This window comes from Crocosphaera sp. XPORK-15E, assembly GCF_034931425.1.
In the GTDB taxonomy this organism is placed as follows: Bacteria; Cyanobacteriota; Cyanobacteriia; order Cyanobacteriales; family Microcystaceae; genus UHCC-0190.
In genome coordinates, this window is sequence record NZ_JAYGHQ010000002.1 from 157,845 (window position 1) to 171,303 (window position 13,459).

Sequence of the window (13,459 nt, forward strand, 5' to 3'; positions counted from 1 at the left end):
TAATGATCTCTCTTAACAAAAAAAGTTTGGAGAAGTTATCCAGGCTTTTCAGTAATTCTGGCAAAGGCTTCTCCTAATATTTATCTTACCCACTAATCTCAGTCATGGTTTAGGCGTAATTGCCTAAATTAATCCCCTGATGTTGGTTCCGCAGGGGTTGGCGGGGTTTCTTCTTCTTCCACAGGTTTCGGGGCAGCAACTTTTACCATGGCATGGCGCAACACCTGTTCTCCTAGGAGATAACCTCGCACCAATTCTTCGATAATGGTTCCTTCTGGGTACTCATTGGTGTATTCCCGTAACATAGCTTCATGATAGAGGGGATCAAAAAGTTGACCTTCGGGACGCATGGGGCCAACTCCTAACCGTTTGAGACTATCGACGAGATTTTTGTAAACGGTTTGATAACTTTTGTGAATGGTGGCTTCTCCATCATTGGCCGGGGTAATTTGGTTACGGGCCCGTTCAAAGTTATCGACAACGGATAAGAGTTCCCCAATGGTTTTACATTTGACTTGGGTTTCTAATTCTTGTTTTTCTTTGGCAGTACGTTTGCGGTAATTATCAAATTCGGCGGTTAACCGAATATGACTGCTTTTGAGTGCCTCAAATTGTTCGGCCTGTTCTTTGAGTTTTTGCTGAAGGGCTTCAATTTGTTCCGCTAGGGTGGCGATAACTTGCTCTGGTTGAGGTTCTTCTTGAGTCCCTTCTACGGTAACTGTTTCTACTTCTACCTCAACGGTTGTCTCCGTTGGGGTAGAAGTTTCGTCTATGGCCTCTGTCCCTTTCACTGACTCCTCTAGGGGGTTTTCTATGGGGGTTTCTAGTTGTTGTTGCTCGTCCGTCATAGTGGGTTCTCTATACTTTTCAGCGATCTTCGTGATTGGATAATCTCTTATGCTGACGCTTTTAGATTATGATTTAGCTGATGTTGGAATCACATAATACTCCGTATCTAATGATAAACCCCTAATGCCACTAGATGGAAGTCAGACCTCGGAAGTTTACTCAAAAGACTATCTTTTCATCAAAAGCAGAAAATGTACGGCTGCAAAGCGTATTTATGTGATAGGATAAACATAGTTTTTAATGTGTCGGTTATGACTACAAAACTAAACACAGATTCAACCAAAGCTCATTTCCTTATAGAGTTGACCGAGAGAGATCGGGCCACTTTCGCAGACGCTTTGTTAAATCCCCCTGCTCCTAGGCAAACAGCTTATGCTGATGCCCAATGGTACAAAAAAATGATGAAGATGAATAAGTAGAGGCGCAAAAGGTTGTTGGCCCCGGACTCGGTTGATTTTTTGATAGAACCCCTCGAACAACATCACAATCGGGATGCTTTTGGCTGTGGTAACGAAAAATTGGATCGATACCTGCATTCTATGGCCATCCAAGATAAGAAAAGAAATATCGCCATTCCCTATGTTATTGTTGAGCGAGAATACCAAAAAATAATTGGCTATTACACCCTATCTATGAGTGGTATCAATCTCGAACATCTACCCCAAATTATGGTGAAAAAATTGCCAAAATATCCGATAGTTGGCGTGACTTTAATCGGGAGATTAGCGGTAGATCTTGATTATAGAGGATATGGCTGGGGGAAGTTATTGATTATGGATGCTTTGTATAGAAGTCTGGGAGTCAGTCAAATGACTGGTTGTTTTGCCGTGGTGGTAGAGGCAATTGATGACGAAGCAGTGAAGTTTTACCAAAGATTTGAGTTTCAAGCTTTTCCTGACAAACCCGATAAACTTTTTCGTACTATGACAAACATTACTCAATCTTTTGGGAAATAGGGGAAGCATTATGCTTTGCGCTAAAACATTATGCTCCCCATTATCCTAACGCATGGTTACGAATTCTTCGGCAGAACTAGGATGAATGCCAACGGTTGCATCAAAATCGGCTTTTTTCGCTCCCATTTTCACGGCGATCGCTACTCCTTGAATAATTTCTGCGGCATGATCTCCTACCATGTGGGCCCCTAAAACCCGATCGCTTTCTTGATGTACCACTAATTTCATCAGGGTTTTTTCTTCTTTCCCTGGTAACACATAGTACATGGGACGGAATTTGCTGCGATACACTTTAATTGCATCTTCCCCATATTGTTCTTTGGCTTCTGCTTCTGTCAAGCCAACGGTGGCCGCTTCGGGATAACTAAAGACGGCTGAAGGAACGTTTTCATGGCTCATTAAACGGGGTTTACCGCCAAATTCTGTATCTGCAAAGGCCCGCCCTTCATTGATGGCTACAGGGGTCAAATTAATGCGATCGGTACAGTCTCCCACGGCATAAATATTCGGTTGACTGGTGCAGCTATATTTATCAACGGCGATCGCTCCATTTTTGACTTCAACCCCCGCCTTTTCTAACCCTAAATTCTCTAAATTGGGTTTTCTTCCGGTTGCGGCTAAACCAATGGTATCCGCTAACACCATCTCGGTATTTTGTTCGCCTTGTAAGGCAATTTTTAGGCCTTGAGATGTTTGTTCAATGGAGGTGATTTCACAGTTTTTGAGAATACGAATACCATGATGTTCCATTGATTCTTGGATGAGGCTTTGCAGATCTTCATCAAATCCCCTTAAAATTTTATCACGGCGGATCACTTGAATAACATCTGAACCTAACCCGTGCATAATACAGGCAAATTCTACTCCAATATATCCCCCCCCCCAAATTACAATCCGTTTTGGTTGTTCGGGAAGGGTAAACATTTGATCGGAAATAATAGTATTTTCGATCCCTGGAATATTTGGTCTAACGGGATGACCCCCAACAGCAATTAAAATTTTATCAGCCGTAATTTGTTTCTCGCCTACTACAATGGTATGGGCATCAAGTAACTTTCCATAGTCCCGATAAAGTTCTACTTTGGAATTATCTAACATTCTCTGATAAATTCCATTGAGACGTTCTACTTCTTGGTTAACGGCTGTTACCATCTTATCCCAATCTAAGGTGCTTTTGACTGGACTCCAACCGTAACCTTCAGCCTCTTGAAAAAGAGAGGGAAAATGAGAAGTATAGACCATTAATTTTTTGGGAATACAGCCTTTGTTAACACAAGTTCCCCCTAAGGGACCAACTTCTGCTAATCCTACTTTAGCCCCATATTCTGCGGCCCGTCTCGCAGTGGCAATTCCGCCTGAACCTCCACCAATCACAAATAGGTCATAATCATAAGTCATAGTAGACAATTCTCCTGTAGTTTAGCCAATTTATTGAACTTGTTAGCTGTCTCTTGTTTTTTATTTTATCTCTTATTGGGACACTTGTTAATGATAAAATATTTTTTTGCTGATTAATCGGTTAATTTCTATTCTAACTTAAATCTGGCTTGCTTATGAATTATTTGTTTGTCTCGTTGAATCTATTTCGACATTTTTGCTCCTCATGGAGTCTTTTGTTAATCTTATTTGTTGCTCAATTTTCTCAAAAATCTCTAGCTTTTGAACGCAATAATTTAGGCTCAAAATTAATCAAACAAAAGTCCTCTGAACAATTTTGTCAAGCTCATTTAAAGACAAGAATTGAACAGCTTATTGAAGGGGAAACTGTCAAGCGATCGCCTTGGGGAATTTTAGTGAAAAACTTGGATAACAATGAAACATTATATGAGCTAAATTCGCAAAAGTTTTTTATTCCTGCTTCCAATATGAAGCTTTTAACTACAGCAGCAGCTTTAGTGAAGTTTGGCCCAGATTTTCGTATTAATACCCCCATTTATAGCCAAGGAATAGCACCAAATTTAAGGGTGTTAAAGCTTGTTGGAAAGGGTGATCCGACCTTTAAAACGGAACAATTAAACCAGTTAGCAGCAGAGTTTAAAAATAAGGGGATTAGACGCATTGAGCAATTAATTGTAGAAGATAATCAAAGTAATATTAACCCGATCAATTTAACTTGGGAATGGGAAGATATTCAATTTTATTATGCTACATCAGTTAACCGTTTAATACTTAATGAAAATACAGTTACTTTAACTTTAATACCTCAAGAAATTGATGAACCTTTACAATTAGAATGGTCAGATTTAATTGCGGGACAACAATGGCAAATTAACAATCAAACCTTAACGGCTTCTCAAAATACCCCTTATTCGATTACAATTCAGAGAGATTTTGCTAAACCTTTATTAACAATTACCGGAAAATTAGCAATTGATTCTGAACCTGATCCCTTCGGTTTAGCGGTTGTTGATCCGGCAAATTATTTTTTAAACTCCCTACAAAATGCCTTAGAAAAAGAAGGATTTATCATCACTCAATCATCAATAATTACTCAGACTAACACAGCAGAAAAATTGAAACAATTAACAACAATTAAATCCCCATCATTAGCTACTCTTATCAAAGAAACTAATGAAAATAGTAATAATTTGTATGCAGAAAGTTTACTCAATCTTTTTGCCTCTGATACCTCAGAAATAAGCCCCATAGAAAACATCCAAGAAACCTTAAAAACCCTAGGATTAAATACCGATCTTTATCAACTCAAAGACGGCTCAGGATTATCTCGTCATAATTTAGCAACTCCAGAAGCATTTGTCACCATTTTAGACTTGATGATTAAAAGATCCCAAGGGAATATCTACCGTAATTCTTTGGCGGTAGCTGGAAGAAGCGGAACCCTAAAGAACCGTTTTCAAGATACCATAATTGAGGGAAGAATGGCAGCAAAAACAGGAACCCTTTCCGGTATTTCCAGTTTATCAGGTTATCTTGAACCCCCCAATTATTCCCCATTAGTATTTAGTATTTTGGTCAATCAATCAAATTTATCACCCTCCCAATTACGAGAAGTGATTGATCAGATTATTTTAACCTTGGGGGAACTTAAACGCTGTTAATTTTCCGATTTCATCGCTCCCAATAAAGCAGAAAGGGCTTGATTTTCATGGGGATTAATTTCTTGATCTAACCAAGCAATTTTAACCGCAATAGGAAAAGCACTTGCTGCGACATCTGGATCAATTTTTTCCAATAAATCCTGAGATTGAGTCACTTTCATCGCAGCTTTTATCCCATCTAAAATCAAGGGATCAAGCTTCATCGGGGTTAATTGATTTTCTACATCTTGCCAAGTAATTTCCTGCTTAGGATCACTAATTTGAATTAAATAAGCTAAAAGACAGGCAATTTGTGATTGCTGTGACCCATTCATCTTATGATAGTTTTCCTGAGAAGGCACCTCAAGGTGATGGGGTGAGCGCAAATTCTCTAAAATGCGCTGCCAATCTTGAGTATCGCAGGAATCTGGCTTACCTACTGTCAAAGAAACCTTGATGCGATCGCAGTCAGGGGCTAATTGAGTCACCTTCGCATTAACCCCAATATAACCCAACCAACGGACAATGGTGTCAATCAGGGTTGTCTGAGTGGTATGGGAGTTGGCCAACAAGCGAACTTGTGTTTGAACAAGGGGGCGCACAATTTGTGAGAGCATAGCACTTAGGAGAAGGTTATGTATCTTCACCTATTGTAGAACCGATTTCTGAGGAACACTGACCCTTTTTATACTTTTATGCCCTCAATAAGTAGTCAGATACAATTACGATAGGGGACAACGGCCCTTGGCCCCTACTGTAAGCAAGAAGCAATTGTAAATATAAATTAAAATAAATTACAGATGTTACAGTTTCTTAATTATTTTAAATATAAATCTGTTCGTAAACTTTTATCAACAAACAATCTTTATACTTTTTGTCTCAATTTTCTTAATTAATTAAGTCTCAAAAAGCCTCAAAGCATGATGATTCAAGGATATTAACTGTTAAGCCCCGTTTTAAAAATTAAAGATTATTCATTAATAAAAGTAACATTTTGAGAAGTTCGACTTTTTTTAGTCTATCTTGAAACAAACTGTTTATATTAGTTTATAAAAGATAAGTAATGCCTCGGTTATCTTTTCTGGGCTAAACTTGCCATAATAAAGTCATGTTGAAAAACACCTCAATTCCTAACAAAAAGCAAGTCAATTACTAAGACTATCTGTTAGTGTAAAAGAGACAAGAAATGTTTAAAAAATATTAGCAGGAGATCACAGATATGTCCTTAAATCCACAAGAATTTATGGCAAAGATGGAAGCCAGAATGATTTTCAGTAATGAAGATAAAGCTATACTGAAAGCAGGAGCAGACTGGGGCCAAAAAGTCGCGGAAGAAATGGCCGATCACTTCTATAATTATCTCGGACGTGATCCAGAGATGAGTGCCATTATTAATGCAAAAGAAGGGCGTATGCACCGCTTACGGGAAACCTTTGTTCAATGGTTTCTAGAAATGTTTACAGGCATTGATGAATGGGGTAATTCTTATGCAGATCGTCGCTGGCGAATTGGCCTAGTTCATGTGCAAATTGGCATCGGGCCGCAGCACGTTGTTCCTGCTATGGCTACCGTTGTTCGAGCAGTAGGTGATAAACTACAAGCAGAAGGCAAAAATGATGATTTAAGAAATGCTTTAGGCAAAATTTGTATGATTGATTTAGCATTTATTGAGCAAGCTTATGTTGAAGTTTCTTCCAGTGCTGTTCTCAAAGAAACAGGTTGGACGGAGGGCTTATTCCGTCGCTTAATTTCTACAGGTGCAGGGCAACACGCCACCGCATAAAAAAGTATTTTTCTTTCTCCCTTCTGTCTTAAATTACCGATTACTTGAATCTAACAAGGACAAAAATTATGGCTATTAATGTTGACAAACTCAATCACATCTTACAAAATTTTGTTTCTGCTACGAATGATGTTCAAGGGGCTGCTTTAGTTACTCCTGATGGTTTATCCCTCGCTTCAACTTTACCTGCGAATATGGACGAAGAACGGGTAGCTGCTATGTCCGCAGCGATGCTTTCTTTAGGAGAAAGGATTGGTGGCGAATTATCAAGAGGCAGTATTGACCGGATTTATGTTGAAGGTAACGATGGTTATGGGGTCTTAAGTAGCTGTGGTGCTGATGCCGTATTCTTGGTCTTAGCCAGCAAAGCAGTTAAACAAGGAATCCTCTTTTTAGAAATCAAGAATGCTCTCAGTGAACTAAAATTAGTAATGACTTAAATAGTAATTGTCTGGACAGTCATCGGTAATCACTATTAAGGATTAAGCATTAAGCTGATGACTGCTTTCTGTTTCTGATTAATCTATTCCTTTTAATAATAGCAGGGAGAAAGATTTGTTATGGAGATTATGCGTTTGGTGGTGACTGGGCCAGTCGGAGCAGGTAAATCTACTTTTATTCGATCTGTGAGTGAAATTACCCCTGTTGATACGGATCGAATTGCCACTGATGAAACCCAATTAATCAAGCAAAAAACAACCGTTGCTTTTGATTTTGGGCGTTTACAATTTAGTCCTCAAATGGCCTTACATCTTTATGGAACACCAGGACAATCGCGCTTTGATTTTATGTGGGATATTTTAATCTGTAAAGCCCATGCCTATATGATTTTAGTTGCGGCTCATCGTCCGAGTGAATTTCGTTATGCTAGACGGATTATTAACTTTATGAATCAACGGGCTAAAATCCCGATGATTATTGGTTTAACTCATACAGATTGTCCTGGGGCTTGGTTTCCTGAAAATGTTGCCATTGCATTAGGATATCCTGATAAAAATGACTGTCCTATTATAATTAATGTTAATGCCAATGAACAAAGTTCCGTTGCTCAAGCAGTCATTGCTTTAGTGAAAGAATTAATGCAGAAATGTCTGGTTTAAGAGTTATCCCGCAGAATCTTAACATTATTCACAGATAGCAGATTAAAAGAGAAGTCGCCATGGCAATTACTGGATATTTATCAGAATTTTCTCTACCGGAAATTTTTCAATTTTTAGAACAAGGACAAAAAACCGGAAGATTGACGTTACGCCCCTTATCTTCCAATACTTCCCAGAAAACCTATTATATTTGGTTGCGTCAAGGGCGAATTATTGCAGCGAGTAACCGTTTAGATAATCAAGGGTTATTATCCTTAATTGTGCAACGGGGTTGGATTAAGGCTCAAGCAGCAGCTAAACTAAGCGAAAGTCATCTACAAGGAAACCCATTAGGGTTGTTTTTAAAGTCCCACAATTTAATCGAAGCAGAGCAACTAAAACTCTTGTTTTATGTCCAAGTAATGCAGCAAATTTGTGCTTTATTTGCTATTGCTGATGCTCAATTTGAATTTGATTCTCATGGTATTTTACCCATGATAGAAACCACTGGCTTAAGTAGTCCAGGGGCCGAGGTAAGTTTAGCTGGTTTACGGGCTTTAAAAGATTGGTCGGCCTTAAAGTATAAATTACCTGATCCGACTTCTTCTTTAACCAGTATCGTTAAAAATAAACCCCATTTACATCTTAATCAATTGGAATGGCAAGTCTGGGAATTTACAGATGATCATTATTCCTTGAAAGCTGTTGCTGAACAATTACGATTACCTATCGAAAAAGTACAACAGATTGCCTTTCGTTTAATGGTGGTTAATTTAGTAGAAGAATTACCGATGATTACGGCTAATTTTGCTTCTGAGCCTGATGTTATGGAGAATGAAAGCATGGGAACCAATGCTAATGGTTTAAGTCAAGAATTCCTGCAAAATTTAATGGGATTTTTGCAAGCAAAAGCATCATAAAATTATAAGCAATTGCCGAATATTTCCGACAGAGAACATGAGGGGCTTAGCTCAGTATCTATGGCACTACGCATTAAAGTTAGGACGTTGGCATAAGCTGAAACCTTATTGTATTCTACTTTTGCCTTTTGCCTGGTTGGTGAGCTTGTCGAACCATTGCCTTTTGCCTTCCGCGTAGCGGTATAACCCCTCAGTCTAAGTTAACAACGGGCAAGCTAAACTACCAAAATGTCTGACGCTGTTAATGCCGAGGAGGTTGGCAAGATGGCAACCAAAACCGAGTGACCAGCGCCACTGCCATTACTATCATAGTAAAGCTGACCGCTAGACTGATTATAGATTAAGCGTTGGTCGATAGTTGTAGCTATGCCTGTGCTATTGGATAAGAATCGCTTATCATCGATGTGGAATTGACTAGGTACACCCAGATTGATACCTTTGAAAAGTAAGTGATCGGTACCGGAGACAAAATCGGTAATAGTGTCAACATTAGATGAAGCATTGGGGGTAGTATTAAACCAGAAAATATCCGCTCCATCGCCTCCTGTCAGGATATCTTTACCTGCGCCACCAAGCAATATATCATTACCGTCGCCGCCATTTAACACATCATTACCGTCGCCGCCATTTAAGACATCATTACCGATACCACCAAGAAGGATGTCATTTCCTGCTTTACCGTCAAGATAGTCATTACCGCTTTTACCATCAAGAATATTACTCCCTTTATTACCGATCAACTTGTTATCCCATTGATTGCCAGTACCGTTAATATTGGCTTTGCCATCTAACTGTAAATTGAGTTGAGTATCCGATAATGTGGTTGATACCTTTGATTCAACTTTCTCTTTATTCAAGACGAAAATATTGACGGTTGCAGTATTTGATTGATTTTGCCCGTCAGTTGCTTTGTAAGTAAAGCTGTCTACACCAGTAAAATCATCCAATGGAGAGTAAGTCAATGTGCCATTTGCGTTGAGGGCAATTTTTCCGCCATTGACACTGGTTGAATCAAAAACAGAAATAGCCAACCCATCGTTATTTAGATCAGTGTCGTTAGCCAGTACGTTCACTGTTACCCGTTTTTCCTCCAATGTGGCTATTGTGTCATCATTAGCTACCGGAGGGGAACCCAAAACATCGGCAAGCACTTGAAAGCTTTGGTCAGCCGCAACACTGCCGCCGTTGCCATCAATCACGTTGTAGCTTAAGTTAACGGGCCCGTTGTAGTTTGTATTAGGGGTAAATGTCCAAGTACCGTCTTGGTTGTCAACTAATCCACCTTCGTTGGCAGTTAATCCAGAAATTGACAGGATATCCCCATCTACATCGCTAAACCCTTCTAGTAGCTTATTAGCACTAATAGTATAGTTTGTGTCTTCAGTGCCATTAGCTAGAATTGCTATGGCTGAACCTGTGGGAGCATCATTTACCGCTTCTAGATTGAAACTTTGGTCAGCCGCAACACTGCCACCGTTGCCGTCGATGACGCTGTAGCTTAAGTTAACGGGGCCGTTGTAATTTGTATTCGGGGCAAATGTCCAAGTACCGTTTTGATTGTCAACTAATCCACCTTCGTTGGCAGTTAATCCAGAAATTGACAAGATATCGCCATCAACATCGCTAAAACCTTCTAGTAGCTTATTAGCACTAATAGTATAGTTTGTGTCTTCAGTACCAGAAACCAAGATCGCAGAGGCTGTGCCTGTGGGAGCATCATTTACCGCTTCTAGACTGAAACTTTGGTCAGCCGCAACACTGCCGCCGTTGCCGTCGATGACGCTGTAGCTTAAGTTAACGGGTCCGTTGTAGTTTGTATTAGGGGCAAATGTCCAAGTACCGTCTTGATTGTCAATTAATCCGCCGTTGTTGGCAGTTAATCCAGAAATTGACAAGATATCCCCATCAACATCGCTAAAACCTTCTAGTAGTTTATTTGCGCTAATAGTATAGTTTATGTCTTCAGTACCATTAGCTAGAGTTGCTATGGCTGAACCTGTGGGAGCATCATTTACCGCCTCTAGATTGAAACTTTGGTCAGCCGCAACACTGCCGCCGTTGCCATCAATCACGCTGTAGCTTAAGTTAACGGGCCCGTTGTAGTTTGTATTAGGGGTAAATGTCCAAGTACCGTCTTGATTGTCAATTAATCCACCGTTGTTGGCAGTTAATCCAGAAATTGACAAGATATCCCCATCTACATCGCTAAACCCTTCTAGTAGCTTATTAGCACTAATGGTATAGTTTGTGTCTTCAGTGCCATTAGCTAGAGTTGCTATGGCTGAACCTGTGGGATCATTATTGACGGGAGTTACTGTATTCGGCGCGATAACAAACAGTTGGCTGGCAGATGCGCTGCCACCTTGCCCATCAATGACTGTATAGGTTAGTTCTACCGGGCCATTGTAATTGGCATCTGGGGTAAATGTCCAAGTACCATCCGCATTATCGGTAAAGCTACCGGAAACGGCAGCAGAAAGATCAGTTACGGATAAAACGCCACCGTCTGGGTCACTGAAACCCATCAATAAATCAGCACCGTTAAGGGTATAAGCTAAACCTTCCGTGCCTTCAGCTAAGGCTGCCGTTGCGGTTCCAGTTGGTGCCTGGTTAACATGGATGCTAAGATCGGCGATCGAGGTTGAATTGATGCCATCCTGGATGCTGAGCAAATCCTGCCATTCTGTCTCGATGACACTGACACCGCCACCGTCAGCAATGGCATCGGACATACTCTTATTACGGTCGAAAATTTCTTTGAGGGGTTGGGGATAATTTTCTTTGGTTAAACCTGTAATATTAAGCCCAAGAATACCCGCGAGGTCATTGGCGTTGGCAAGATCTAGTATCTGATTGTTTTCCGCAGCCGTAACAATAGCCGAAGTCAGATTAATGCCAGTATCATCATCAGAAAGTGATGTCAAAATCGCAACTTGCACGGCAACTTTTTCGACTTGAAGGGCGGTTGGGTCGCTTGGATTTACCTGTAAAGCTGCGTAAGCATCATAAGTTTGAAGGTTTATAGTGTCTGGAATAGCTAATACATTCTTAACACTCAAGGCGGCAAGATTAGGGGATAAACCTAAGTCAATGGCATCTTGAATTAAGGTTGTTAATGGATTGATCGTGCTAGTACCCAAAGGTGCTGCAAGTTGCATCAATGTGACAACCAAATCACCGTTGTTTGTTTCCAGGATGGCTTTTGCTGCACTAACAGGGGTTTCGAGTATAGATCCATTATCGGTGTAACTAGCCACAACTTGAACCATCATGCCGACATCAGCCGCAGTAACGGTGTAAGTATTACTGTCATTGCTTACAGTGTTCCAGCTTGCACCATTATTGCTGGAAATTTGCCACTCATAGCCGATAGCACCCGATATGCCATCAGGATCGCTCACCGTCGCAGTTAGGACGCTTCCTGCTGAACCAATGCCACTGATAATGACTGATCCAGGGGTGTTTGTAGGCGGTTGGTTAGGATTGGTAACTGAACTCAGACCATCTGGCGTTAATGCAAATAGTCCATTGCTAAACTTCACGAGTTCGACACCTAGCAAAGTGTCATTGCCTTCGGATGCTGTGCCTATTTTATTGTCAGAGATGGTATAACTACCATCCGCGTTAAATGTAAGGCTATAATCACTGCTATTTCCAGCATAGACGGCAGTATCTGAGAGGCCATCACCACCATCTAGAACATCGTCACCTGCATCGCCTTTGATTTCATCGTTGCCGCTACCGCCATAAATGGTGTCGTTACCCGCACCTGCTACGATAATGTCATCGCCTGAACCAGCGTAACAGGTATCATCACCCGCTTTTAAATCAAAATATTCGTCTTTCGATGTTCCAGTCAGGTTGTCGCTGTTGTCAGTGCCGGAATTAGGGGGCGTTATCACCACACCAGATCCCGGAATATTACCTGCTGATAAATTAGAGATAAATATACCACTATCGTAAATATGGTCGCCTGTATCAGCAATGCCGATTTTAATATGGTTATTTGCACCACCTACATTAATTGGTGCAACTATTTTTAATACATGGCTAACACCATCATATTCAATTGGTAAAACGTTGTTGGCATTATCTTGGAAATAACCAGCGGCCAAGTTTGAACTAACAACACTTAAAGGATGGTTAGGATCGTGGTTAAATAGTGCATAGTTGACACCATTAACTATAACAACGGCTGAATCAACAAAAGCATCAACCCATTCGGGATATTCATCAGAACCAAACACAATATCAAAGCTGATTGATGTTGCATTCGGATCAGCGACGCTAAAATCAAATGATAAGCTTGTGGCATCAAAAGATTGGGTTTGGAAAACCGTATTCACTACTGCATTGATGTCCGCATCGCCATTATTAAAGCCACTACTAGAACTGTTATCAGTACCAAACCAGCCGACAGTATTTGTCGTGCCAGGCATAGTCCCAGAAGTAAGCAACAAGCCCGCACCAATGCCTAATGGAGAAAGGGAACCATCATAAAAATTGACCGCTTCTTGTGCCGATGCGTCTAAAGCTATTGAACTATTATTGATCGTGATTCCTGAATTAGCAGCTAAAAGAGCTCCAGTAAGTGTAGATGTGTCAGAGCTAGTAAAAGTTAAAAAAGGGCTTGTCATAACTGTATTGGCTTTTCTGGTTAGGGAAGATTAGAGTCAACTCAATACTGCTCGGTTAGTGATGTTCAATCTTTGAAGATCCCCCCTAACCCCCCTTAAAAATGGGGGAACATAGCCCCAAAAAGGGGGGAACATAGCCCCAAAAAGGGGGGAACATAGCCCCAAAAAGGGGGGAACATAGCCCCCCTTTTTAAGGG

General features: G+C 40.5%; 10 protein-coding genes. 6 read left to right on the forward strand and 4 right to left on the reverse strand.

Annotated elements, in window-relative coordinates:
• Positions 1-128: 128 nt before the first annotated feature.
• Positions 129-848, reverse strand: coding sequence for a nucleotide exchange factor GrpE (gene grpE, locus VB691_RS02220; protein ID WP_323289824.1), 720 nt, complete (start codon positions 846-848; stop codon positions 129-131).
• Between the two features lie 459 nt (positions 849-1,307).
• Between grpE and VB691_RS02225 the strand changes: the two genes are divergently transcribed.
• Positions 1,308-1,805, forward strand: a complete 498-nt coding sequence (locus tag VB691_RS02225) for a GNAT family N-acetyltransferase (protein WP_323289825.1) — start codon at positions 1,308-1,310, stop codon at positions 1,803-1,805.
• A 45-nt stretch (positions 1,806-1,850) separates the two neighbouring features.
• On the opposite strand, the gene gor is transcribed toward VB691_RS02225, so the two are convergent.
• Positions 1,851-3,203 (reverse strand): glutathione-disulfide reductase, encoded by a 1,353-nt coding sequence (gene gor / locus VB691_RS02230; protein WP_323289826.1) that lies wholly within the window; start codon positions 3,201-3,203, stop codon positions 1,851-1,853.
• A gap of 215 nt (positions 3,204-3,418) precedes the next feature.
• Between gor and dacB the strand changes: the two genes are divergently transcribed.
• The gene (gene dacB, locus VB691_RS02235) at positions 3,419-4,864 is read left to right on the forward strand and encodes a D-alanyl-D-alanine carboxypeptidase/D-alanyl-D-alanine-endopeptidase (RefSeq protein ID WP_323289827.1); all 1,446 of its coding nucleotides are present in this window, start codon (positions 3,419-3,421) and stop codon (positions 4,862-4,864) included.
• Here dacB and VB691_RS02240 read toward each other — a convergent pair.
• Positions 4,861-5,460 carry a hypothetical protein gene (locus VB691_RS02240; RefSeq protein WP_323289828.1) on the reverse strand — a complete coding sequence of 200 codons (600 nt, stop codon included), beginning with the start codon at positions 5,458-5,460 and terminating at the stop codon, positions 4,861-4,863. The two genes, dacB and VB691_RS02240, sit on opposite strands and share 4 nt — an antisense overlap.
• 602 nt (positions 5,461-6,062) lie before the next feature.
• On the opposite strand from VB691_RS02240, the gene VB691_RS02245 reads away from it, so the two are divergent.
• From VB691_RS02245 to VB691_RS02260, 4 genes are all read left to right on the forward strand, one after another.
• A complete protein-coding gene (locus VB691_RS02245) occupies positions 6,063-6,626 on the forward strand; it encodes a protoglobin domain-containing protein (RefSeq protein WP_323289829.1) in 564 nt (187 codons plus the stop codon).
• A gap of 68 nt (positions 6,627-6,694) precedes the next feature.
• Complete coding sequence (locus tag VB691_RS02250; RefSeq protein WP_323289830.1) at positions 6,695-7,066, forward strand: roadblock/LC7 domain-containing protein; 372 nt, start codon at positions 6,695-6,697, stop codon at positions 7,064-7,066.
• Positions 7,067-7,186: 120 nt separating this feature from the next.
• Positions 7,187-7,726 carry a GTP-binding protein gene (locus VB691_RS02255; protein ID WP_323289831.1) on the forward strand — a complete coding sequence of 180 codons (540 nt, stop codon included), beginning with the start codon at positions 7,187-7,189 and terminating at the stop codon, positions 7,724-7,726.
• Between the two features lie 59 nt (positions 7,727-7,785).
• Complete coding sequence (locus VB691_RS02260; RefSeq protein WP_323289832.1) at positions 7,786-8,625, forward strand: DUF4388 domain-containing protein; 840 nt, start codon at positions 7,786-7,788, stop codon at positions 8,623-8,625.
• Positions 8,626-8,840: 215 nt separating this feature from the next.
• On the opposite strand, the gene VB691_RS02265 is transcribed toward VB691_RS02260, so the two are convergent.
• Positions 8,841-13,262 (reverse strand): cadherin-like domain-containing protein, encoded by a 4,422-nt coding sequence (locus VB691_RS02265; protein ID WP_323289833.1) that lies wholly within the window; start codon positions 13,260-13,262, stop codon positions 8,841-8,843.
• Positions 13,263-13,459 lie beyond the last annotated feature (197 nt).